Source organism: Erythrobacter sp. HA7-11 (genome assembly GCF_055693605.1).
This window is the reverse complement of sequence record NZ_JBVFUF010000002.1, coordinates 2,836,616-2,859,439: the sequence shown is the minus strand read 5'-3', so window position 1 is coordinate 2,859,439 and position 22,824 is coordinate 2,836,616. Positions and strand designations below refer to the sequence as shown.

The following is a 22,824-nucleotide window of genomic DNA, read 5'->3' as shown; positions in this document are numbered from 1 at the left end:
TTTCCGCGTGGTCGATACGCAACCCGGTTATCCCGCTGGTGTTCTTCGCGGCGATTTTTCTCGCCGGTATGCTCAGTTTCAACCGGATGGATGTTGTCAATAACCCGGACATTGAGTTTCCGGGTGTCAACATAAATGTTGCTCAGCCGGGCGCAGCTCCGACTGAAATTGAGAACCAGATCACGCAGCAAATCGAGTCGGCGGTGCGTTCTCTCAACGGTGTGCGCAATATCTCTTCGACTGCGCGCGAAGGCAGTTCAAGCACATTTGTCGAGTTTGAACTTGGTATCGATCCAAATGTTGCCGTCGCCGAGGTCAAAAACGCGGTCGATAGCACGCGGGGCAGTCTGCCTGACGGGATTCTGGAGCCGCGCGTCAGCAAGGTAGAGGTCGCGGGCGGCTTCTTGGGCATTTATGCTGTCGAAGCGACCGATATGACCATCGAGCAGCTTAGCTGGTTCATCGATGACACGGTCGCCAAGCGCCTTCTGTCGATCCCGGGCATGGCCGAGGCTGGACGCTGGGGCGGTGTCAATCGAGAGATTGAAGTTATTCTCGATCCACAGCGTATGCAGTCGCTGGGCGTAACCGCGAGTGAGCTCAATTCGGTGCTGCGGCGGGACAACACCGATGCGGCAGGCGGCATGGCCGAGATAGGCGGCGCGCGGCAATCCGTCCGAGTGCTCGGCAATACAGAAACGGCATTCGAGCTTTCTCAGCGGCAGCTTAGACTGAGCAACGGCAACACAATCAAATTGAGCGATGTCGCCGATGTTCGCGACGGATTCTCCGAGCGCACTATCGTAAGCAAAGTGCGCGACAAAGAGGTCGTCAACTTTTTCATGTCACGCGCAAAAGGCGCGTCAGATGTGACCGTCTATGAAGAAGCCTTGACAGTTATCGAGGATATCGAGGCTGCGAATCCGGGTGTAAAATTCATCCCGCTGTTCAACACGGTCAAATACACCAAGGACCAGTATACCAGTTCGATCTCGGCGATGGTCGAAGGTGCGGTCCTGGCCGTAGTCGTGGTGTTTTTCTTCCTGCGCGATTGGCGCGCGACGCTAATTTCGTCGATTGCCATCCCGCTTTCCGCCATCCCGACATTCTGGTTCATGGAGCTGATCGGGTTCAACCTGAACCAGATGTCGCTGCTTGCGCTCGGATTGGTGGCGGGCGTCCTGGTCGATGATGCGATCGTGGAGATCGAAAACATCGTCAGGCACATGCGAATGGGCAAGTCTGCCTATGAGGCGTCGATCGATGCAGCCGATGAGATCGGTCTGCCGGTGGTGGCGACCAGCTTCTGTATCATCGCGGTGTTCTTCCCCGTCGGACTGATGCCCGGCATTACCGGCCAGTTCTTCAAGAACTTCGGCCTCACAGTCGTCATTGCCGTGTTGATGAGCCTTGCAGTGGCGCGAATGATCACGCCGATGCTGGCGGCATATTTCCTTCGGGCGGAAGGTCATGCGGCGCACGGCGAAGGCAAGTGGATGGACCGCTATCTGCGCGTCCTGAATTGGTCGCTCGATAAATCGCGCATGCTCAAACGCCGCGCCGAGGCGATGGTGCCAAGGCGTCGTTGGCTCTACATTTTCGTGCTGTTCCTGATCTGCTTGCAGGTATTGGTCATGGCCGCGGTCGGCGTGTTTGGCGGATATGCGCTCTTTGACGCCGCATCCGCACCAACGAAACTCGCCGGGCTTGTCTCGTCCAACGAAGGCGGATTGCTGTGGAGCCTGATCGCGCGGCCCCTGCAAATACTTGAGCTTGGCGTGGTGTGCGCCCTTGGCGTGGGCATGGTCTGGCTGATCTTTTATGGTCTGCGCAGCGTGCCGAAATTGTTGCTCGCCATCGGGCTTTTGGCTGTCCTTGGCGGCGGCGGGGCCTATCTCGCGCTTAATTGGGCCGAGATGTCCGGTGCTGGTGAGGCTGCGGCGAGCGCTGCGCCCGCTGCTGAAGCTTCGGCCAAATCGATTGGCGATTACGTCAAGCAAGGGATCACTCTGGCTTTGGGTGGCGTGTACGCTCTGGCTACAGTTTTGATGCTGATCTTCGGACTTCAGGGGCTCGCCCGCTTCGCTGGCGAACGCATGGAGAAGACTTGGGAATATCTCGAAGCGCGCTTCTTCGATCACCGCATCTGGATGCTGGGCGTTGGCTACTTCGCGTTCCTGTTGACCGTATTGCTCATGCAGCAAACGCCGTTCCAGGTTTTTCCCGATGTCGATGACGAGAATGTTCGGGTCCAAATCGAGATGGTCCCCGGCACAACACTGGAGGATACAGAGCGGGTCGTCGATCAGGTATCTGATCTGCTCTATGCGCAAGGCGATGTTGAACTGGCGCTCGAAATTGTTGAGCAGGGCACGGCCCGTATGTTCGTCACGTTGAAGGAAGACCGGTCGCTTACGTCGATTGAGTTCACGCGCGAGATGGCGCCAGAGCTTGCCAAGATCGCCGATGCGCGCGTGCGCTTCCAGAATGACAATGGCCCCGGCGGCGGTGGCAGCGGCCGTGATTTCACTATCATGCTCGCAGGTTCCGATCCGGCCCTGCTCAACGAGACCGCAGCCAAAGTCGTCGAAGATATGAAAGGCCTCGACGGATTGGTTGCCCCGCGTATCAACGCCGATATTCCGCGGTCGGAAATCATCATCCGCCCCCGTCAGGAATTGCTGGCTGAACTGGGCGTATCGACCGTCGCTTTGAGCCAGACAATCCGCATCGCGACGATGGGTGAAATTGACCAGAACGCCGCCAAGTTCTCGCTGTCTGACCGGCAAGTGCCAATATCAGTGAGGCTGCCAGCCTCTGCTCGCGAAGATCTAACCACGATCGAGAATCTTCCTGTTCCGACCTCAGGAGGAGGATCAGTCCCGCTCGGCTCGATTGCCGACATTTCTTTCGGCTCAGGGCCGACATCGATTCAGCGTTACAACCAGAACCGCCGGGTCTTCATTGGCGCTGACCTGGCCTCTGGATTCCTGCGCGGCGACGTCACGCAGCAAATCGAGCAATTGCCGACCCTGCAAGACCTTCCGACCGGTGTGAATCGAGACGCAGTGGGTACAGCTGAATTCGAAGCTGAGCTCGCCTCCAGCTTTACGACCGCAATTATTGCGGGCGTGTTGCTGGTGTTCGCGGTGCTGGTCCTGCTTTATAAACGCCTGATGAGCCCGCTGGTCAACATGACCTCGCTCGCGCTCGCACCGCTCGGCGGCATCTTCCTGGTCTGGCTGGTTGGACAGCCGCTTTCGATGCCAGTTCTGATCGGGATATTATTGCTGCTCGGGATCGTGTCCAAAAACTCGATCCTCTTGATAGACTTCGCGATCGAAGAAATGGCCGAGGGAACAGAGCAGTTCAAAGCGATTGTCGAAGCTGGTCACAAGCGGGCTCAGCCGATCGTTATGACCACCGTCGCGATGACAGCCGGAATGGTGCCGACCGCACTGTCGCTGTCAGGTGATGGCGCTTGGCGCGCGCCGATGGGGACTGTTGTGATCGGCGGTCTTATTCTCTCTACCGTTCTGACGCTGTTGATTGTCCCTGCCGGTTTCAGCTTAGCTGACAGCTTTGAAAAACGCATCGGCCCGTGGCTGAGAGAGAAAACGCTGACCTATAAGCCGGGCGATGAAAACAGCAGCAATCAACCTGCCGGTCCAGCAACTGGCACTCCGCCAGAGGCTGAACCCGCCGAGTGATGCGGCATTGTGCGTTGCTTTTACAAATGGCGCCCTATCGCGCCGCTCATTGAGATGCGCCGATGAAGAGCACGCACATGCCTGATCTGACGTTCGGCGGCGAGCCTTTGCAAGCGGATCGTGCGCGCCGCATGCGGTGGACCGCGACGGGCCTGTTGGTCGCGATGGCGGTGCTGTTCTTCACCACGCATCCTTATGTCGAGCTGAATCCGGCATGGGGCTATGTGAATGCCTTTGCAGAGGCAGCGATGGTTGGCGGTCTCGCAGACTGGTTTGCCGTGACCGCGCTGTTCCGACACCCGCTCGGCCTGCCCATCCCGCACACCGCGATCATCCCGCAGAACAAAGACCGCATCGCAGATACGATGGCGCAGTTCCTACAGGAAAATTTCCTCACGCCCGCGGTGGTCGCACGCCGCATGTCGGGCATGAATGTCGCGCGCGCGGTCGGCGATTTTCTGGTCACGCCTGCCCGTGATGGCACGAAGGCCGATCCACGCTCGCGCATCACCGGAGGGGCAGCGGAGCTGCTTGCTGAAGTGCTCGAATCGCTCGATCCCGACCGGCTTGGCAATCAGGTCCGCAGCGGCCTTGGCAACCAATTTGCCAAGATTGATATCTCTCCGCTTATCGGTACCGAATGCTGGAAAGCGCCATTGCCGATCAACGGCATATGCCCTTGATGGATGGCTTCATCCGCTGGGCGGGCCTGACCCTGGAAGACAACGAAGAGACGGTGCGCGAAGTCATCCATGACCGCGCCAATGCGGTTTTGCGCTGGACCGGCCTCGACGAGCGTATTTCAAGCTCGGTCCTCGATGGTCTCTACAAGCTGCTTGCAGAAGTGTTGGTCGATCCGGAGCATCCGCTGCGCAGCAAGATCGAAGAAGGTCTGGAGCAGCTCTCGCAAGACCTACAGCACGATCCGACCACGCGCGACCGCGTCGAGAGCATGAAGCGTGACTTGATTCAGAACCCGGCCGTTGCCGAATGGTGGATGGGCGTGTGGGAGCGCATTCGCCGTTCATTGATCCGCCGCGCGCGCGAAGCCGATAGCGAGCTCGGCAATGAAATGCGCAAAGGCCTGGCCGAATTGGGCAATGCGCTCAAAAAAGACGAGCGGCTGCAATGGCAGATCAACCGCTTTGCCCGTCGCACACTGGTCGGCATTGCCACCCGTTATGGTGCAGAGATCGTCACACTCGTATCGGACACAGTAAAGCGCTGGGACGCGACGACCATCACAGGCCGGATCGAAGGGGCCGTGGGCCGCGACCTGCAATTCATCCGGATTAACGGGACGATAGTTGGCGGACTGGTGGGGATGACCATCCACTTCATCATCTCCTTCATGTGACTGGCCTCAGCGCTTACGTAAAAACCCTTGGCACGTAGGCAGCATTGTCTTTTCCACGGTCGCTTACCTTGTCTGTATGACCTCACACGAAACCACGTCCGACGCGCGCACCATCACTCTGACCGCAGGAGCGCAGGCTGTGATCAACGGCGCTCTGGTAACCGCGACCACACCTTGCCAGCTGGACGTTGGCTCAGGAGCGGTGGTTATGACTGGCCGCTCGATGCGGTGCGATCGCCGGTTGGAAGAGAGCATAGCCGCGAAAGAGCTGTATTTCGCGATGCTTGAGCTGAGCGCCACCGAAAAGGCGCTATCCAGTGCGCGGTTTCAGATGTTCGCGCTGCTCAATCAGGTGGTTGCACAAGATCGCTCTCACCGCGCGCAAAAAGAGTGTGCCACCTGCGCCGCCGCGTTGATCGCTGGCGACGAGAAAGCGGCGCTTGCGAGCGCGCGGCGATTGGCGGACGTCTGTGACCCGAGCGACGCTGACCAGATCGCGTCACGCGGTCGCATAGGCCAACGGCGCGACAGGCGGTTGATGGGGAATGGGACTTGACGGTTTCGACTGTTTTAGTTGAGCTTGTATCTAACACTTGTGGTGTAAGTCCCGATGCGTGCCTCGCCATCAGGACCAACAGCAGGTTCAAACTCAGCAATTCTCAAAAGACCAAAGCAGACCAAATCATCAAAAGCGGCTGGGCGGTCTGATTTGGTAATCTGACATGCGGATGGTTTTCCTTCGCGATTGACGATCAGGCGCACGCCAACCACACCTTCCTGTTCTTCTCTAATCATCCGCGTTGGGTAACGCTCTTGTATGAAGCGAGCGACCTTTTTGATATTTATCAGATTGGCGCTCTTCCCTTTCCCACTGGGATCGTCCTCAATCGGCCCGATCTCTTCCATCAGATCGGCGATGCAGGTTCGCATAGCCGCCATTGGTTCTCCCATTGAGCCAAGCTGAAGCGTCAAAGGATGCCGCACACCATGCTTTAGCGATAGGGTCGTAATCGCTTGCTCCCGTTCCGGCCCAATATCGACAACAACGAATTCGCCTTGTTTCGCATCCTTGGGTGGCGCTGCGAGGTGGATACCGTGCATGATGACGAAATGGGTTTTCGTGCTCTTAAGCTTCCCGCTCAGAAAGCTGCGTTCTGACAATTCTTCTGACGGGCCGAACTGGAGCCGCATGGTTTCGCGATTGCTTCCGCGCGCCGGCTCACCAAAAAGCGCCATTGTATAGAACGGCTCTGGTCCGGCCTGTTCTAGCAAGAACTCAACCGAATTTTCGCCTTCTCCAAATCTTCGCATGAGACGGCATTTGTCTTCGGCGTAGTCCAGATTCCAATTGCTGCTTGGCGACAGAACCACCGGTTCTTTAGCCTGCAAGTCATTGTGGAATAAAATCAGCGAAATGAGCGCGACAGTGGCGATTGCAAAGAAAAACCCCTCATTCCGCGAGGATAGCGCGGAAGAGGGGCTGATCAAAGGCAAATATTGAAACGTTATCAGAGCTTCTGAGTCAGCTCCGGCACCGCGTTGTATAGGTCAGCAACGAGGCCGATATCCGCGACCTGGAAGATCGGTGCGTCTTCATCCTTGTTGATCGCGATGATGACTTTGGAGTCCTTCATGCCCGCCAGGTGCTGGATCGCACCGGAGATACCGATGGCGATGTAGACCTCTGGGGCAACGATCTTGCCGGTCTGACCGACCTGATAATCGTTCGGGACATAGCCCGCATCAACCGCCGCGCGTGATGCGCCGATGGCTGCGCCAAGCTTGTCGGCGAGCGGGGTGATAACGCTTTCGAAGGTTTCGCTATCCTTGAGCGCGCGCCCGCCCGAAACGATCACGCCAGCGCTCGTGAGCTCTGGACGGTCGCCACCATCAGCGATTTCGGCGCTGACGAAGCTGGAAATGCCTGCATCGCCCGGACCGCTCGCTTCTTCGACTGAAGCCGAACCGCCAGTGCTCTCAGCCTTATCGAAGGCCGTACCGCGAACGGTGATCACCAGCTTCGGGTCGGAGGATTTGACGGTCGCGATCGCGTTGCCCGCATAGATCGGACGGGTGAAGGTGTTGTCGCCTTCGACCGATAGAATGTCCGAGATTTGCATCACATCGAGATGCGCGGCGACGCGCGGCGCGATGTTCTTACCGTTGGTCGTCGCTGGCGCGAGGAAAGCGTCGTAGCCTTCCATCAGACCAGCGACCAGCGGAGCAACATTCTCCGCAAGGTTGTTCGCATAAGCAGCGTCATCCGCCTTCAAGACTTTTGAGACGCCCGCAATTTGCGCAGCCGCATCGGCAACTGCGCCGCAATTGTGGCCTGCGACCAGTGCGGTCACATCGCCCATTTGCGCAGCAGCGGTGACGACAGCGAGTGTTGCATCATTGACGCTCGAATTGTCGTGTTCGACGAGAACCAGAGTGTTCATGTCTGTCTATTCCTTTCCTGCTCAGCCGCTTTACGCGATGCCGAGCGCTTTGATCTTTGCAACCAGCTCATCGACATCGGCGACTTTTTCGCCGGCCTGGCGCACGGGCGGCTCAGCGACATTGGTGGTCGTGAGGCGCGGCGCGGTGTCGACGCCGAAATCGGCAGGCGTCTTGGTGTCGAGCGGCTTCTTCTTGGCCTTCATGATGTTCGGCAGCGAAGCGTAGCGCGGTTCGTTGAGGCGAAGGTCGGTGGTGACGATCGCTGGCAGCGTCAGCTTGACGGTCTCGAGACCGCCATCGACTTCGCGCTTCACTTCGACGCTGTCGCCATCGACCGCGACGGTGTTGGCAAAGGTGCCTTGCGGGCGGCCCATCAGGGCAGCGAGCATCTGGCCGGTTTGGTTCGAATCGTCGGAGATAGACTGCTTGCCCAACATGATCAGGCCGGGCTGCTCTTCCTCGGCGATGGCCTTGAGGATCTTGGCAACGGCGAGCGGCTCAACCTCTTCATCGGTTTCGACCAGGATCGCGCGGTCGGCGCCCATGGCAAGCGCGGTACGCAGCGTTTCCTGCGCCTTGGCTGGGCCAATCGAAACGGCGATGATTTCTTCCGCCTTGCCCGCTTCCTTGATCTCGGATCGCTTCTTCAACCGCAATCTCGTCAAACGGGTTCATGCTCATTTTGACATTGGCCAGATCAACGCCCGAGCCATCCGCCTTCACGCGTGGCTTCACGTTGTAATCGATCACCCGTTTAACGGGGACGAGGATTTTCATGTGATTTCCTTTCCCTAGGAAGCGCCCCGCCAGAACGCGGCGCGCGTCAAAACTCAATGCCCGCGCTCTAGCTTGCGTTTACGTAAACGTCAAGCCAATCACCTTCTCGAATTGGCGGCAATTGAACCGCTATGTGCACGTTTGCCTCGCTAGGTGATTTTGCAGGCTTACGCTACACACGAGATACGGAGGATGACGCTATGCGGACGGTTTTTTTGGGGGGGTTGGGCGTTTTTACAGCGCTGATAGGCGCAGTCGGACCGGCTTGGGCCCAGCCGAAGTCGTATGCGCTCGAAACGCGCGTGGGTGAAGAGGGTTTCGAATCGCCCCCGGCTTCGCTCGAGCAGCTCGATTGGCTGGTCGGACAGTGGGTGGGAGCGGGCATTCAGGGCGCGCCCGCAATGGAGAGCTGGCTGCCACCGGCAGGCGGCATCATGGTCGGCACCTTCGTGCAAGAGACTGCCGACGGCGCGGTCATGTTCACCGAGCATCTCTACATCAGCGAGGAAGACGGGTCGCTGGTGATGCGGCTCAAGCACTTCAATGCCGACATGACGAGTTGGGAGGAAAAGGATGACATGGTCACATTCCGCCTCGTCGCGCTCGAAGAATGCGCAGCGTTCTTCCACGGATTGACCTTGCGCTGCGATGGCCCGGATGGCCTTGTTGCTGCGGTGCGGATGAAGAGTGGCAAGCCCGAACCGCAAGAGTTGTTTTTCCGTTTTCGCGCATCGCAACCCAGCGGACTGTCATCTTACGATTGCGATGGGACCACCTTCGCGATCAACCAGTGTCTCGCCCAAGTGCTTGAGCGGGCCGAACAGCGCCAAGCCGAATACCTTGCCGCTGCACTCGGGCGGTCCGACAATCAGAGCGCACTTGGCGATATGATCCGGGCGAGCGATGCCGCGTTCGCGATTTACCGTGAGCAAGAATGCGGCGCGGTCTATGAAAACTGGAAAGAGGGCTCGATCCGCAACGCGATGTCATTGCGATGCTCGATCAGGCTAACGGACGAGCGAACCCACACGATCTGGCGCAACTGGCTGACCTATCAGGACAGCAGCGACCCGATCCTGCCCGAACCTGAAGCCTCGCGCTAGATACGAAAAGGCCGCGCCTGTAAAAACAGGTGCGGCCTTGAATTCGTATGTGGCCTAGCTGCTAAGCCGCCTGCTTCACTTCGGCGACGATCTTTTTCGCAGCATCGCCCAGATTGTCGGTACCGGCACGATTGGCAGGCCGGAATTGGCGAGGATTTCCTTGCCCTTCTCGACATTCGTGCCCTCCAGGCGGACCACGAGCGGCACGTCGAGCTCGACTTCCCTCGCCGCAGCTACGATGCCCTCTGCGATGGTGTCGCAGCGCATGATGCCGCCGAAAATGTTCACCAGAATGCCCTCAACCGCATCATCAGCGAGGATGATCTTGAACGCCGCGGTCACTTTCTCGGTGGTCGCGCCGCCGCCCACGTCGAGGAAGTTGGCCGGGAACGCGCCGTTCAGCTTGATGATGTCCATCGTCGCCATGGCGAGGCCCGCACCATTGACCATGCAGCCAATGTTTCCATCAAGCTTGATGTAGGCGAGGTCGTATTCGCTCGCTTCGACTTCAGCCGGATCTTCTTCGGTCTCGTCGCGCATCTCTTCGATGGCCGGGTGGCGATAGAGCGCATTGCCATCAAAGCTCATCTTGGTGTCGAGCACCAGCAGGCTGGCCTTGCCATCGGCGTCGGCCTTGGTCTCAACCAGCGGATTGATTTCGAGCATTTCGCAATCGCTCGCCATGAACGCGGTGTAGAGCTGCTTTGCGAGCTTCTGGCATTTCTTGTTGAGATCACCCGAAAGCTTCAGTGCAAAGGCAACCGAGCGCGCGTGATGCGGCATAAAGCCTTGCGCTGGATCTATCGTGATCGTGGTGATTTTCTCAGGCGTTTCGTGCGCGACATCTTCAATGTCCATGCCGCCTTCGGTTGAGGCGACCATCGCAACGCGCCCTGTCGCACGGTCGACCAGCATGGCGAGATAATATTCGCTCTCAATATCCACGCCGTCAGTGACATAGAGGCGGTTCACTTGCTTGCCCGCTTCGCCGGTCTGGATCGTCACCAGCGTGTTGCCGAGCATTTCCTTGGCGTGGCTTTCCACCTCATCCAGCGAGAATGCGAGCCGCACGCCGCCCTTCGCATCTTCTGGCAGTTCCTTGAACTTGCCCTTGCCGCGGCCACCAGCATGGATTTGCGCTTTCACCACGTAGAGCGGGCCGGGAAGCTGCTTTGCGCCGGCGACGGCTTCTTCAACCGTCATCGCTGCATGCCCTGCGGGGACAGCAATGCCGTGTTCCTTGAGCAGTTCCTTGGCCTGATATTCGTGGATGTTCATGAGCGAGCGTATCCCTTGAGAAATTCGTGTCGGAAGAGTGCCAATCGTGCTGCGTTGCGGCACGACGTGTTTGATCCTGCCTAAGCATGGATTGAGCGACTTGAAAAGTAGGGTTTGTGCGGCCACGAGAATCCGCGCACATGATGATTGCCAATGATTGACCAGAACCGCCTTCAACAGATTGTCCGCGAAGCGGGCCGGATTGCGCACTCGCGCTGGCCGGGCGATGGTCATCATCTGGCAACATGGGAGAAAACCCCCGGCGATCCGGTGAGCGAGGCGGACCTCGAGGTCGACCGGTTCCTTAAGCGGGAACTGGGCGCATTGCTGCCCTCGGCGGGGTGGCTTTCCGAAGAGACGGTCGACGACGAATCGCGGCTCAAGAATGATCTCATCTGGCTGGTCGATCCGATTGACGGCACGCGCGACTTTATTCGCGGGCGCAGCGGCTGGGCGATTTCGGTTGCACTGATCAGTTCGGGCCGTCCTCTGCTCGGCATGCTGTGTGCGCCCGCACGCGGTGAGGAATGGTCGGCGCAGGCGGGACAAGGCGCGACGCTGAATGGACAGCCGATTGCAGCGTCTTCTCGGGCCGAGTTTTCCGGCGCGCGCATTCCGATCGATCAATTGCCCAGCGCCGAATCGGACCTGGTAGTGGTCGAAAAGCCAAATTCGATCGCGCTGCGGGTGGCGATGGTTGCGGTACGACAAAGCCGATCTGGTTGCGACCTTGCGCTGGGGTTACGAATGGGATGTCGGCGCGGCCGCACTAATCGCGCGCGAGGCTGGCGCAGAAGTGACGGACGCCTTTGGCAAGCCGTTCGATTACAACAAGCGTAACCCGACCGCGTTCGGCGTGTTGGCGAGTTCGACAGCGATCCATGCGGATGCAGTCGCGCGGGTCGCCGAGCGCGCGGCGGAATTGTCGCGCAAAGGCTAGCTGGCAACAAAAAAGGGGCCGGGTTGCCCCAGCCCCTCTTCAAAAAGCGATCGGCTAAAATCAGTTGCCTGAGCGCGCCGCGTTGACCTGATCCTGACTGATCGGAACGATTTTGATCTCGACCCGGCGGTTGAGCGGTTCGTTCACATTGTCGCCGGTTTTTACGCGCAATTGGTCATAGCTTTCGCCAAAGCCCTGCGTCGCCATCCGGCTGCGCGCGACGCCGCGCGAGGCGAGATAGTCCGCGACATTTTGCGCGCGGCGTTCGGACAGGCGCTGGTTCAACGCATCCGAACCGGTCGTATCAGTAAAGCCGTATACGTCGATCAGGCTGTTGGGATATTTGATCAGGCTGTCAGCAACGGTGTTGAGCGTGTCGTAAAACCCCGGATTGATATCAGCCGAGCCGCTGGCGAAGGTCACGCCATCTGGCAAGCGCACAAGAATGCCATCCTGATCGCCGATCTCTTCCACATCGACGCCCGAGCCCGCGGTCTCTTCGTCCAGTTCCTTGATCTGGTCATCGAACTGCTTGCCGATCACCGCGCCTGCCGAGCCGCCAATGCCTGCACCGATAATTCGAGCGGTATCGCCGCCGATCAGGCCGCCTGCTGCCGTGCCGATCACACCGCCGAGGACTGCGCCAATTGCAGTGCGTGAAACTTTCTGCTCGCCAGTGTTGGGATCGGTCACGCATGCGCTGGTGCCCAGAAGCGCGATCATGGCAGTGGTCGAAAGGATTATCTTTGATGTTTTCATTGTATTTCCTCCAGAAATTCTGTCCGTCTGCCAAACTAATGGACTGGACCGCGACTTTGTTCCCCTGCTGCCTGCATCTGCTTCAGTTGCTTTTGATGCAAGCTGAACATGGTTAAATTATGTTATGAAATACCGCAAATGATAGAGGAATAGTGCGCAAGAATGGCTGGCGGTGCGACACAATTGTGCTAGCGGTCGGAGCGTGACACCCTTTCCCTGGACAGATTTGCTCATCATCGGCGGCTTGATCGTCTTGAACGGCGTGTTCGCCATGTCAGAGCTGGCGATCGTTTCGGCCAAGACAGCGCGCCTGAAGGCCAAGCGCGATGAAGGCTCATCCGCCGCCGAGACGGCGCTCGCTCTGGCCGCTGAGCCGGGCAAATTCCTTTCTACCGTGCAAATCGGCATTACCTTGGTCGCGATCATTTCAGGCGCGTATTCCGGGTCTAGTCTGGGCGGGCCGATTGGCGAGCGTCTGGTGCTGCTGGGTGTCCCCGCCGATATGTCGACCGAAGTCGGATTCGGCATTGCGATTGCGGCCACCACCTATTTCACTCTGGTGATCGGCGAGCTGGTTCCAAAGCAGCTCGCATTACGCACGGCTGTGCCGATTGCGCTATTGATGGCGCGGCCTATGGCGTTTCTGGCGCGGATTGCGGCGCCGCTAGTGTGGGTGCTTGATACATCGTCCGCCGGGATTATTCGCCTGTTCGGTATCCGCTCGGGCAATCAGAACAGCGTGACCGCTGAAGAACTGCAGATGATCTTCGCCGACGCCACGCGTTCGGGCGTGATCGAGGAAGAGCAGCACCAGATCCTGACCGGTGTTGTCCGCCTGGCCGAGCGGCCCGTGCGTGAGATGATGACGCCGCGCACCGAGCTTGACTGGATTGATGTCGGAGCGGACGAAAAGGCGATCAAGGCCGCGATAGCCGACAGCCCGCACTCGCTTTTGCCGGTTGCCGATGGCTCGGCCGATAATGTGCTGGGCGTCGTCAAAGTGCGCGAATTGCTCGCGGCGATGGTAGCGGGAGAGCCCGTCTCTCTGAAAGATATGATGCGCAAAGCCGAAGTCGTGCCTGATCAGCTTGATGCGATGGACGCGCTGCGCGTGCTGCAGCAGGCTGATATTGCGATGGCGATGGTGCATGACGAATACGGCCATCTGGATGGGATCGTAACGCCGGTTGATTTGCTCACCGCGATGGCGGGCAATTTTGCCAGCGATCAGGATGAAGGCGATGCGCCAGAGCTGGTCGAGCGGCCCGATGGTTCACTGCTCATTTCAGGCGCGATGGCGGCGGACGCCTTGGCCGACCGGCTGGCGCTCGATTATGACGAGAGCCGCGAATTCGGCACGGCAGCTGGCTATGCCCTATCGCAGTTCAAGAAACTGCCGACCGAGGGCGAGAGCTTCATCGATCAGGGCTGGCAGTTTGAAGTGATCGGGATGGAACGCCGCCGCATCAGCAAGATGCTGGTGCGCAAGAATCCTGCGTTATCGGATAGCTCGAACTGATTTTTGCTTGCGCAAGCGCGAGCGCGCGCCCGATCTTATGCGAGGAAAGCCAAGGCGGACGGATGTCCCCCGCCCGGCGTTTGAGGGTCAATCAAGAGGGTATAATGGCCTGTGCGCTCGCGCCGTCACCTTCTGGCGCAGCGATAATGTCGCGGGTCACCCGGCCTTTGGCCACAGTGTTGGTTTCAGGATCACCCACCGAAGAGCGAATACCAACTTCTGCCGCCCCGGCACGATCAAGCGCGCTCGTTTCGACCTGGCTGCGCGGCGAAGGACCGCCAAACAGCGCCTCGAGCGCTTGCTCGGAAGCAGCGCCTTCAGCCGGACGCGGAGCGCCTGGAGCGGGCGGTGCAAGGTTGAAATCAGGCGGAACAACCAGCGGAGCCTGACGCTGCACAGCGAACTCATCCGGACGATCACGGTTGAAAATGCCCGAACCTCCGCATGCGGCCAACATCGCGCTGGCAGAGGTCAAAAGGATGGCAGTTCTAATGGCACGCATGATTTAATCTCTCCGCGTCAATTCTTGGCAGGTTGCTCAGGCATAGCCTCGCTGCCTGTATCGGTTGAAGTCTCTGTATCATCCTTGTCGCTGACAAAAAAGCTGCGCAGCAGGATTATCACGACACCAATGGTGATAGCCGCATCGGCGACGTTGAAAACAAGGAAGGGGCGGAATGTGCCGATATGCAGATCAGCATAGTCGATCACATAGCCCAATTCGTAACGGTCGCGGATATTGCCAATCGCACCGCCCAGGATCATCGCAAGGCCGAGAATATCGCCCATCAGCTTTTCGCGCATAATCCAGATCAGCACGACAAGCGCGATCAGCGCAGTCATGCCCACCAGCGCCCAGCGCATTTCCATACTCTGCGCGGTCAGCATTCCGAGCGAAACGCCGCGATTCTCCACGTAAGTGAGGTCAAAGAACGGCAGCAGCTCGATATTGCCGACCTCCCGCAGGGATAGCGGGCCGATCACATACCATTTGATCAGCTGATCAACGCCCGCAATGACGAGCGCGAGCACCAGTCCGATCACACGGTTGCGAGTGAACAACCCGCTCATTGTGCGGCGTCCATACCGGCGACCACGCTGTCGCAGCGCCCGCACAGCGCGCCATCTTCCGCGACGTCAGGCAGCAAGCGCCAGCAGCGCCCGCATTTCGCATCGGTGGATTTGGCGACAGTCACCTCGTCGCCTTTAGAGCGCGTCACTGTCCCCGTGATGAACAATTCGGCGAGCTGCGCGTCGGTCACGCCTTCAGGAACGGCGCTCTCCGGCACGGTCACGACGGCTTCGTTGCTGGAACGGATCACTTTTTCGCGGCGCAAAGGCTCAATCGCTTCGGTCACGCGTTCGCGCAAGCTCCGAAGCTGGGCCCATTTCTTGCCATCAGCTGGCACTTGCGGCACGCTCGGCCATTCGAGCAGATGCACGCTTCCTTCTTGCTCGCCATCTTCGGGATAGCGGGTCTGCCACACTTCCTCTGCGGTGTAGACCAGCACCGGCGCAGCATAGCGGACCAGCGCGTGGAACAACAGGTCGAGCACGGTGCGATAGGCATTGCGAACATCGCTGTCCGGCCCGTCGCAATAGAGTGTATCCTTGCGGATATCGAAGAAGAATGCGCTGAGGTCTTCGTTGCAGAAATCGACCAGCAGACGCGTATAGGTGTTGAAGTCGTAGTCGTTCACCGCCTGACGCAGCTTACCGTCCAGTTCGCTCAGCAGCGAAAGGACATAGAGCTCCAGCTCGGGGATCTCGCTGACATCCGACATATCGCCGACAAATCCGTCAAGCGCGCCGAGCAGATAGCGGAACGTGTTGCGCAGGCGGCGATATTGATCGCCCACGCCTTTGAGGATTTCATCGCCGATCCGGTGATCTTCGGTGAAATCAACCGAGAGCGCCCATAGGCGGATGATATCCGCCCCGGTCTGCTCCATGATCTTGAGCGGGTCGATCGTATTGCCGAGCGATTTCGACATCTTCTTGCCCTTGGCATCCATGGTGAAGCCGTGGGTGAGCACCTGATCGTAAGGCGCGCGGCCACGTGTTGCGCAGCTTTGCAGCAGCGAGGACTGGAACCAGCCGCGATGCTGGTCTGACCCTTCGAGATAGAGATCGGCGGGCCATTGCAGGTCAGGCCAGCGTCCGGATTCGAGCACGAAGGAATGCGTGCAGCCCGAATCGAACCAGACATCTAAGATGTCCATGACCATGTCATAGTCATCCGGGTTGTGATCGGGCCCCAGGAATTCGGCCTTGCGGCTTTCTTCCCACGCATCGACGCCTTCTTCGGTCACCGCTGCGACGATGCGCGCGTTGACTTCCGGGTCTTGGAGATAGGTTCCGTCAGGGCGGACAAACAAAGTGATCGGCACGCCCCAGGCGCGCTGGCGTGAGAGCACCCAGTCGGGCCGCCCTTCGACCATGGAGCCGATGCGGTTGCGACCCTTTTCGGGCACGAAGCGCACGCGCTCGATTTCGGACATGGCGCGGGTTCGCAGGGTGTTGCCTGTGTCTTTTGGCAGCGTGCTGCCCACGGCGGCCTCGAGATCATCGAGGCTCGCGGAATGGAGCGAGGAGACCGGTTCAAGTTCCTTATCCATCGGCACGAACCATTGCGGCGTGCAGCGATAGATCACCTTTGCTTTGGAGCGCCAGGAATGCGGGTAGGAGTGCGCATAATCGGTACCGAGGCGCTGAGCAACGCGCCCGCTGCGCGCAGGTCGGAGCAGATCGGCCCTTCGGGCGCGTTGAACGGCTTGTTGATGACCGAGCGGCGGCGTTCCTTGCCCTCTTCGTCTGTGTCATCTGCACCGAGCCAAAGCCAATCGTCGCGATAACGGCCATCATCCATCACCGCGAAGACCGGATTGATGCCATTCGCTTTGCACAGATCGAAATCGTCCTCGCCGTGATCGGGTGACATATGGACGAGGCCGGTGCCGCTCTCTGTGGTGACAAAGTCGCCTTCGAGGAAGGGGCGCGGGGTCGCGTAGAACCCACCGAGATGATGCATCGGGTGACGGGCTTTGGTTCCGGCGAGGTCGGAGCCTGTCCCCGACCAGACTTCGGTGAACCAGTCTGTTGTTCCGCCAAAATCGCCGGCTGTTCGCGGTGCAACTTCGCCGACAAGATCGCGCGCTATCAAATATTGCCCCGCGATTTGCCAGTCGGATGAATCGGCGGGTTCAAACGGATCGTCGCCTGCTTTGACGGGGCCATCGCTGACGCGCACCTCGTAAAGAACATACTCAACGTCCGCCCCATAAGCGATCGCCTGGTTCACCGGGATCGTCCACGGGGTCGTCGTCCAGATCACCGCATGTGCGCCGACAAGCTCCTCAATCGGACTTTCGGTAATCTTAAACGCCACATCGATCTGAGGCGAGTCCATCAGGTCCTCATACTCAACCTCGGCCTCTGCCAGCGCGGTCTTTTCAACCGGGCTCCACATGATCGGCTTCGACCCGCGGTAAAGATTGCCGGCTTCGGCAAACTTCAGCAGTTCAGCGACAATCGTGCCTTCGGCCTGCGGATCCATGGTGAGATAGGGATTGTCCCAATCGCCCATGATGCCCAGCCGTTTCAGCTGCTCGCGCTGCGTATCGACCCAGTGCTGCGCATAGGCGCGGCATTCGGCGCGAAATTCCTTGGCTGGAACCTCATCCTTGTTGAGCTTCTTTTTGCGATATTGCTCCTCAACCTTCCACTCGATCGGAAGGCCGTGGCAATCCCAGCCCGGCACGTAAGGCGCATCCTTGCCCAGCAGGTTTTGCGTGCGGCACACCATATCCTTGAGGATATGGTTCAGCGCATGGCCGATATGCATATCGCCATTGGCGTAAGGAGGGCCATCGTGGAGGATGAACTTCTCGCGCCCCGCGCGGCTTTCGCGCAGCTGCTTGTACAGATCAATCTCGCGCCAGCGCGCCTCAATGCCCGGTTCCTTCTGCGGAAGGCCGGCTTTCATCGGGAAGTCGGTCTTCGGCAAGAAGACCGTGTCTTTAAGGTCGCGTGATTGATCAGACATAGCCGAGGGCCGTTAGAACAAAGCGCGGCGGCACGAAAGGCTAAATGCGCCCGCGATCACTGGGCGCGCCGCCGTTCAAGCGCGGCCTCGGTCGCGTCGATCTCTGCCTGCGTGCGATTGTCGACGCTGGGATTGAGCGCCGGGCCGATAGAAAAGGCATCCTCGATCCACACGAAACCGTTGAAGGTGTTGGGAATCTCGGTCAGCTGTTCGGGCAGGGTTAGCCCGCGCGGTTTGTTGTCTCCCGTGGGTCCGACGACGATCACTTGGCCGCCATGCGCTTCCATCCGCGCGATCAGCCGGTTGGGCCAGCCCCAGAACGCCCATTGGTAGTTGAGCGGCACGATCATGGTCTTGCCTCGGCAGCTTTGCGGCAAATAGCCGCTCCAGCCCATCGCGACGTAATCTTCGGAGCATTCGCGCGCCTCGCCCTGGTTCCAGGCCCAGGCGTCGGGGAAGATTTCGCGGATACGGTAGATCGGGGCTTCGTGGCCGTAAAAACCGTCACCCTTTTCCACCGGGTCGCGGCCCGCTTTGCGAAGCTTGGCGGCTAGCAGATCGGCTTCGCTTGCATCCTTCGACTTGAAGTTGATCATCAGTTTAGCGTTGCGGGGCAAAACCTGCACCAGCTCTTCGAGCGTTGGCATCGCGCCGACAAATTCGGCATCGCGAAACGGGTAGGTCTTGCCGCCATCGGCGGTGTAGCCGTGCCCGATGTCGAGCGCTTTCAGCTCTTCGAGTGTGGCATCGCGCACCGGTCCGCTGCCATCGGTGCGGCAATCGAGCGTCCAGTCGTGGAAGACGACCAGCTCGCCATCTTTGGTCGGGGCGATGTCGATCTCGACCATCCAGGAACCGATTTTTGCCGCGCGGGTCACGCCGTCGACCGTGTTCTCGAGATAGCGGTGATAGGGTTCGTAAATCCGGTCGGCGGTGCAGGTGTCGCGCTCAACACCTGTCTTGTCGTAAAGCTGATACGCGCCGCGATGGGCGATCAGCTTGGGCGCGCCTTTTGGATCAGGCGCTAGCCAGCTGGCATTGACCACCGTCAGCACCAGAAATGCAAGGGCGGCGAAAACGCCCGCGCGCCGTAACCATATTTTCATGCGACCCCAATTCTTGTGAAATTGCCCCTATGCCAGCCTGATTTCTAGGCCAGTAACGCCTTTGCCTGTTCGCAATCCTTGTCCATCTGCTCGATCAGCGCCTCAAGGCTGTCAAACTTGGCCTCACCGCGCAGGAAGTGGTGGAACGACACTTCGATTTCCTGGCCGTAGAGATCGCCTGCAAAGTCGAAGAAATGCGGCTCGAGCAATTCCTTGGGCGGTTCGAATTGCGGGCGCACGCCGATATTGGCTGCGCCTTTGAGCACTTCGCCGGTGGCCAGGATTTTGCCGGTCACAGCATAGATGCCATATTTGGGGCGCAGATATTTATCGATCGCGAGATTGGCGGTCGGATAACCGATTTCGCGGCCCCGTTTGTCGCCATGTTCGACGATCCCGCGAATGGCAAACGGGCGAGACAGCAGCTCTGTCGCCAGTTCCGGCTTGCCCTCGCGCAGAGCCTCGCGAATGCGGCTGGATGAGACCACTTCGCCCTGTCCCTCGACCGGCATGACCACCCGCGATTTTAGACCGTGCTCGCCGCCAAAGCCGCGCAGCAGATCGACATTGCCCTTCGCGCCTTTGCCAAAGGTGAAATCGCCGCCTGTGACGACCCCATGCGCGCCAAATCGCTCGATTAGAATATGCGTGATGAAGTCCTCGGCGCTGGTGCTCGAAAGCTCTGCGTCGAAGTGAAACACCAGCATCGCGGTCGCGCCCGCGGCGAGATATAGCTCTTGGCGTTGTTCCAGCGTGGTCAGGCGAAATGGCGGCACATCGGGGCGGAAAAAGCGCACGGGGTGCGGATCGAACGTGGCGATGATCGACGGGCGCCCTTCGTCATGCGCCCATTTGATAGCCTCACCCGCGACCGCTTGGTGCCCTTGATGAAAGCCATCAAAATTGCCGAGCGCAATCACCGCGCCGCGCAGCGCGTCAGCCACAGTCTCGCGGTGGTCAAGCCAGCGCATCAGTCCGCCTCGCCGCAGCGGTGATAGGTAACGAAGGAATAGGCGGGTCTATCCCCATCGGAAGGATGGTCTTCGCGCGATGTGACTTCCCATTCCGAGCCGAGCGGCTTCATGAATGTGTCGCCTTTGAAGTCCTCGTGAATTTCGGTCACTTCGATCCGTTGGGCGAGCGGTCTGAACACGTCGTAGATTGCAGAACCACCCACGACGCAGATTTCGCCGGTGTCATTGTCTTTACGCGCGGAGGCGAGCGCCTCATCAACCGAATGCACCTGCTCTGCGCCTTCGCTTTGCCAATCCTCGTGCCGCGTGAGCACGATATGGCGGCGACCGGGCAGCAGGCCGGGCAGGCTCTCGAAGGTCTTGCGGCCCATCACCATCGGCTTGCCGATGGTCAGCGATTTGAAGCGTTTAAGGTCGGCGGGCAGATGCCACGGCAATTGCCCTTCATAGCCAATCGCCCCGTTCTTCGCACGGGCATAAATCAGCACAATTTCGTGGACCGGCTCTACGCTCATGATAGCTCGTTGCTTACCCGCGTGACGTGACCCATCTTGCGCCCCTCGCGTGCTTCGGCCTTACCGTAGAGATGCAAATGCGGCTCGCCTTGCTCGGCCAGCATGGTGTGCGCGCTCAGCGCATCCTCGCCGACGATATTGCGCATTTCAATCTGCGCGAAGCGGGTCTTGGTACCGCCCAAAGGCAGGCCGCAAATCGCGCGGATGTGGTTTTCGAACTGGCTGGTCGCCGCCCCTTCGATGGTCCAATGGCCCGAATTATGCACCCGCGGAGCCATCTCGTTGAAGACCGGACCGTCCTTGGTGGCGAAGAACTCCAGCGTCAAAACGCCGACATAATTGAGCGCATCGGCGACTTGCCGGGCGATTGCGCGCGCGCCCTCAACTTGCGCGGTGATCAGATCGCCAGCAGGCAGGATCGAGCTGACCAGCATCCCGCCTTCATGCGTGTTGGCGGTCGAATCCCAAAAGCGAATTTCGCCGTCGCGCCCTCGCACGAGGATCACCGAGAACTCGGTTTCGAAATCGACCATGCCTTCGTAAACGCAGGGCATACCGGGAAAGCGAACGCCGTCCGCATCATGGGCTGAGGTGATGCGCCATTGGCCTTTGCCATCATAGCCATCGCGCGCGGTCTTCAGGATGCCGGGCGCGCCGACCTGTTCGATGGCGCGGGTAAAGTCCTCTTCGCTTTCGACCCGAGCATAGGCCGCAGGCTTCGCGCCGAAATCCTCGACGAAGCGTTTCTCATTGAGCCTGTCCTGCGCGACTTCGAGCGCGCGCGGATCGGGCGCGATGTGGCTCGCCGGAATGGCGCGAGCGGTCGCAATCGGGACATTCTCGAATTCCCAGGTGACGACATCGCATTGGCTCGCAAAAGCGGCGAGCGCGTCTGTGTCGTGCCAGTCATTCTCGAAAAAGTCGGCGCACACGTCAGTTGCAACGTTGTCGCCCTTGGGCGCGTAGCCGATGCAGCGATAGCCGAGTTGTACGGTGGCGACGGCCATCATCCGGCCCAATTGGCCGCCGCCCAATATGCCGATCGTCGATCCGGGTTTCAGCATCAGTCGGTAGGCGTCTCAGCCACCGCGCTCGAACGGGCCGCGCGCCAATCCTGCAAGCGCTCGGACAAGTCTTCGTCCGAGATCGCCAGGATCGAGGCAGCGAGCAGGCCCGCATTGGTCGCGCCCGCTTCGCCAATTGCCAAAGTGCCAGTGGGCACGCCCGCGGGCATTTGCACGATGGAAAGCAGGCTGTCCCAGCCTGACAGCGCTTTGGACTGAACCGGCACGCCGAGCACCGGCAGATGCGTCATCGCCGCGATCATGCCGGGCAGATGCGCCGCGCCGCCAGCGCCCGCGATAATCACGTCGAAGCCTTCTCCCTCGGCGCCCTTGGCAAAGGCGCTCATCCGGTCCGGTGTGCGGTGGGCAGAGACGATCCGCGCCTCATGCTCCACTTCGAGTTCTTCGAGCACTTCGGCCGCGCGTTTCATGGTTGGCCAGTCCGACTGGCTTCCCATGACGATGGCAACCTTGCCTGCCCCCTCTTTGGCCATATCCGCCTCAGCTGTCCTTCAGGTAGTACCGCTCGCCCGGCACCATGGCGTCATCGAAGTCATAGATGATCGGCTGACCGGTGGGAATCTCGAGTCCCGTGATGTCCTCATCGGAGATTTTCGAGAGGTGTTTGACCAGCGCACGCAAGGAATTGCCATGCGCTGAGATGATCACCGTTTCACCGCTGGCGAGAACGGGAAGAATGTCGCTCTCCCAATAGGGTAGCACGCGCTCAATCGTCAGCTTCAGGCTTTCGGTGTTCGGAACATCGATCCCGTCATAGCGCGGGTCCGCACCAGGATCATATTCGCTGCCCGGTTCCATCGGCGGAGGCGGCGTGTCGAAGCTGCGCCGCCAGATATGCACCTGTTCATCGCCGTGTTTCTCGCGGGTTTCCTGCTTGTTGAGGCCAGTTAGACCGCCATAATGTCGCTCGTTCAGGCGCCAGTCCTTGGTGACCGGGAGCCATAGGCGATCCATTTCTTCGAGCGCTAGATTGAGTGTCTTGATCGCGCGGGTCTGGAAACTGGTGAAGCAGGACGTCGGCAAAACGCCTCTTTCTTTCATCAAACGGTAGGCGTCTTTCGCCTCGGCCACGCCCTTTTCGGTGAGATCCACGTCCCACCAACCGGTGAAACGGTTTTCAAGGTTCCACTGGCTTTGACCGTGGCGGACTAGAATGAGTTTAGGAATGGCCTCTTCTCCAGATTCCCGCGGGTGCCTAGGCCTCGCAAGTAAAA

Annotated in this window: 16 protein-coding genes and 5 pseudogenes; 6 read left to right on the top strand and 15 right to left on the bottom strand. The window is 59.4% G+C overall.

Features of this window, described 5'->3' with window-relative positions:
- The 3 genes and pseudogenes from ACZ1GU_RS14620 to ACZ1GU_RS14610 form a co-directional block, all read left to right on the top strand.
- On the top strand, positions 1 to 3,710 hold a 3,710-nt coding region (locus ACZ1GU_RS14620), incomplete at its 5' end, for an efflux RND transporter permease subunit (RefSeq protein WP_472648663.1).
- Between the two features lie 131 nt (positions 3,711 to 3,841).
- Positions 3,842 to 5,067: pseudogene (locus ACZ1GU_RS14615) on the top strand (DUF445 domain-containing protein).
- 76 nt (positions 5,068 to 5,143) lie between these two features.
- Positions 5,144 to 5,623, top strand: a complete 480-nt coding sequence (locus tag ACZ1GU_RS14610; RefSeq protein WP_472646118.1) for a flagellar biosynthesis repressor FlbT — start codon at positions 5,144 to 5,146, stop codon at positions 5,621 to 5,623.
- Positions 5,624 to 5,637: 14 nt separating this feature from the next.
- Here ACZ1GU_RS14610 and ACZ1GU_RS14605 read toward each other — a convergent pair whose 3' ends face one another.
- The 3 genes and pseudogenes from ACZ1GU_RS14605 to ACZ1GU_RS14595 all read right to left on the bottom strand — a co-directional run bounded on the left by ACZ1GU_RS14605 (position 5,638) and on the right by ACZ1GU_RS14595 (position 8,286).
- Complete coding sequence (locus ACZ1GU_RS14605; protein ID WP_472646117.1) at positions 5,638 to 6,378, bottom strand: TonB family protein; 741 nt, start codon at positions 6,376 to 6,378, stop codon at positions 5,638 to 5,640.
- A gap of 197 nt (positions 6,379 to 6,575) precedes the next feature.
- Positions 6,576 to 7,508 (bottom strand): electron transfer flavoprotein subunit alpha/FixB family protein, encoded by a 933-nt coding sequence (locus ACZ1GU_RS14600; RefSeq protein ID WP_472646116.1) that lies wholly within the window; start codon positions 7,506 to 7,508, stop codon positions 6,576 to 6,578.
- Between the two features lie 30 nt (positions 7,509 to 7,538).
- Positions 7,539 to 8,286, bottom strand: a pseudogene (locus tag ACZ1GU_RS14595) (electron transfer flavoprotein subunit beta/FixA family protein).
- A gap of 200 nt (positions 8,287 to 8,486) precedes the next feature.
- On the opposite strand from ACZ1GU_RS14595, the gene ACZ1GU_RS14590 reads away from it, so the two are divergent.
- The gene (locus ACZ1GU_RS14590) at positions 8,487 to 9,389 is read left to right on the top strand and encodes a DUF6265 family protein (RefSeq protein WP_472646114.1); all 903 of its coding nucleotides are present in this window, start codon (positions 8,487 to 8,489) and stop codon (positions 9,387 to 9,389) included.
- Positions 9,390 to 9,450: 61 nt separating this feature from the next.
- Here ACZ1GU_RS14590 and sucC read toward each other — a convergent pair.
- Positions 9,451 to 10,667: pseudogene (sucC, locus tag ACZ1GU_RS14585) on the bottom strand (ADP-forming succinate--CoA ligase subunit beta).
- Positions 10,668 to 10,820: 153 nt separating this feature from the next.
- On the opposite strand from sucC, the pseudogene ACZ1GU_RS14580 reads away from it, so the two are divergent.
- Positions 10,821 to 11,607, top strand: a pseudogene (locus ACZ1GU_RS14580) (3'(2'),5'-bisphosphate nucleotidase CysQ).
- Positions 11,608 to 11,667: 60 nt separating this feature from the next.
- Here ACZ1GU_RS14580 and ACZ1GU_RS14575 read toward each other — a convergent pair.
- The gene (locus ACZ1GU_RS14575; RefSeq protein ID WP_472646112.1) at positions 11,668 to 12,366 is read right to left on the bottom strand and encodes a YiaD family glycine zipper/OmpA-like lipoprotein; all 699 of its coding nucleotides are present in this window, start codon (positions 12,364 to 12,366) and stop codon (positions 11,668 to 11,670) included.
- A 202-nt stretch (positions 12,367 to 12,568) separates the two neighbouring features.
- On the opposite strand from ACZ1GU_RS14575, the gene ACZ1GU_RS14570 reads away from it, so the two are divergent.
- A complete protein-coding gene (locus tag ACZ1GU_RS14570) occupies positions 12,569 to 13,885 on the top strand; it encodes a hemolysin family protein (protein WP_472646111.1) in 1,317 nt (438 codons plus the stop codon).
- 91 nt (positions 13,886 to 13,976) lie between these two features.
- On the opposite strand, the gene ACZ1GU_RS14565 is transcribed toward ACZ1GU_RS14570, so the two are convergent.
- From ACZ1GU_RS14565 to gpmA, 10 genes and pseudogenes are all read right to left on the bottom strand, one after another.
- Positions 13,977 to 14,387 carry a DUF3035 domain-containing protein gene (locus ACZ1GU_RS14565; RefSeq protein WP_472646110.1) on the bottom strand — a complete coding sequence of 137 codons (411 nt, stop codon included), beginning with the start codon at positions 14,385 to 14,387 and terminating at the stop codon, positions 13,977 to 13,979.
- Positions 14,388 to 14,404: 17 nt separating this feature from the next.
- Positions 14,405 to 14,956: a signal peptidase II gene (gene lspA, locus ACZ1GU_RS14560; RefSeq protein WP_472646109.1), complete on the bottom strand. Its 552-nt coding sequence runs from the start codon at positions 14,954 to 14,956 to the stop codon at positions 14,405 to 14,407.
- Entirely contained in the window at positions 14,953 to 16,503 is a 1,551-nt protein-coding gene (locus tag ACZ1GU_RS14555; protein ID WP_472646108.1) for a class I tRNA ligase family protein, read from the bottom strand. The genes lspA and ACZ1GU_RS14555 overlap by 4 nt, the downstream gene beginning before the upstream one ends.
- A gap of 637 nt (positions 16,504 to 17,140) precedes the next feature.
- Positions 17,141 to 17,930 (bottom strand): annotated as a pseudogene (locus ACZ1GU_RS14550) (class I tRNA ligase family protein); the annotation flags it as partial.
- A gap of 56 nt (positions 17,931 to 17,986) precedes the next feature.
- Positions 17,987 to 19,036, bottom strand: a complete 1,050-nt coding sequence (locus ACZ1GU_RS14545) for a glycerophosphodiester phosphodiesterase family protein (protein ID WP_472646107.1) — start codon at positions 19,034 to 19,036, stop codon at positions 17,987 to 17,989.
- A 44-nt stretch (positions 19,037 to 19,080) separates the two neighbouring features.
- Positions 19,081 to 20,007 carry a bifunctional riboflavin kinase/FAD synthetase gene (locus ACZ1GU_RS14540; RefSeq protein WP_472646106.1) on the bottom strand — a complete coding sequence of 309 codons (927 nt, stop codon included), beginning with the start codon at positions 20,005 to 20,007 and terminating at the stop codon, positions 19,081 to 19,083.
- On the bottom strand, positions 20,007 to 20,525 hold the full coding sequence (locus ACZ1GU_RS14535) for a dihydrofolate reductase (RefSeq protein WP_472648662.1): 519 nt from the start codon (positions 20,523 to 20,525) through the stop codon (positions 20,007 to 20,009). Before ACZ1GU_RS14535 ends, ACZ1GU_RS14540 begins: the two co-directional genes overlap by 1 nt.
- Entirely contained in the window at positions 20,522 to 21,589 is a 1,068-nt protein-coding gene (locus ACZ1GU_RS14530) for a 5-(carboxyamino)imidazole ribonucleotide synthase (protein WP_472648661.1), read from the bottom strand. Before ACZ1GU_RS14530 ends, ACZ1GU_RS14535 begins: the two co-directional genes overlap by 4 nt.
- Complete coding sequence (gene purE / locus ACZ1GU_RS14525; RefSeq protein WP_472648659.1) at positions 21,589 to 22,083, bottom strand: 5-(carboxyamino)imidazole ribonucleotide mutase; 495 nt, start codon at positions 22,081 to 22,083, stop codon at positions 21,589 to 21,591. Before purE ends, ACZ1GU_RS14530 begins: the two co-directional genes overlap by 1 nt.
- Before the next feature lie 7 nt (positions 22,084 to 22,090).
- Positions 22,091 to 22,777 carry a 2,3-diphosphoglycerate-dependent phosphoglycerate mutase gene (gene gpmA / locus ACZ1GU_RS14520; RefSeq protein ID WP_472648795.1) on the bottom strand — a complete coding sequence of 229 codons (687 nt, stop codon included), beginning with the start codon at positions 22,775 to 22,777 and terminating at the stop codon, positions 22,091 to 22,093.
- Positions 22,778 to 22,824: the final 47 nt, after the last annotated feature.

Bases quoted from the DNA above. Each gene is read 5' to 3' on its own strand.
- ACZ1GU_RS14610 (WP_472646118.1), top strand. From the start codon at position 5,144: ATGACCTCACACGAAACCACGTCCGACGCGCGCACCATCACTCTGACC.
- ACZ1GU_RS14605 (WP_472646117.1), bottom strand. From the start codon at position 6,378: ATGCGAAGATTTGGAGAAGGCGAAAATTCGGTTGAGTTCTTGCTAGAA.
- ACZ1GU_RS14600 (WP_472646116.1), bottom strand. From the start codon at position 7,508: ATGAACACTCTGGTTCTCGTCGAACACGACAATTCGAGCGTCAATGAT.
- ACZ1GU_RS14590 (WP_472646114.1), top strand. From the start codon at position 8,487: ATGCGGACGGTTTTTTTGGGGGGGTTGGGCGTTTTTACAGCGCTGATA.
- ACZ1GU_RS14575 (WP_472646112.1), bottom strand. From the start codon at position 12,366: ATGAAAACATCAAAGATAATCCTTTCGACCACTGCCATGATCGCGCTT.
- ACZ1GU_RS14565 (WP_472646110.1), bottom strand. From the start codon at position 14,387: ATGCGTGCCATTAGAACTGCCATCCTTTTGACCTCTGCCAGCGCGATG.
- lspA (WP_472646109.1), bottom strand. From the start codon at position 14,956: ATGAGCGGGTTGTTCACTCGCAACCGTGTGATCGGACTGGTGCTCGCG.
- ACZ1GU_RS14555 (WP_472646108.1), bottom strand. From the start codon at position 16,503: ATGGATAAGGAACTTGAACCGGTCTCCTCGCTCCATTCCGCGAGCCTC.
- ACZ1GU_RS14545 (WP_472646107.1), bottom strand. From the start codon at position 19,036: ATGAAAATATGGTTACGGCGCGCGGGCGTTTTCGCCGCCCTTGCATTT.
- ACZ1GU_RS14540 (WP_472646106.1), bottom strand. From the start codon at position 20,007: ATGCGCTGGCTTGACCACCGCGAGACTGTGGCTGACGCGCTGCGCGGC.
- ACZ1GU_RS14535 (WP_472648662.1), bottom strand. From the start codon at position 20,525: ATGAGCGTAGAGCCGGTCCACGAAATTGTGCTGATTTATGCCCGTGCG.
- ACZ1GU_RS14530 (WP_472648661.1), bottom strand. From the start codon at position 21,589: ATGCTGAAACCCGGATCGACGATCGGCATATTGGGCGGCGGCCAATTG.
- purE (WP_472648659.1), bottom strand. From the start codon at position 22,083: ATGGCCAAAGAGGGGGCAGGCAAGGTTGCCATCGTCATGGGAAGCCAG.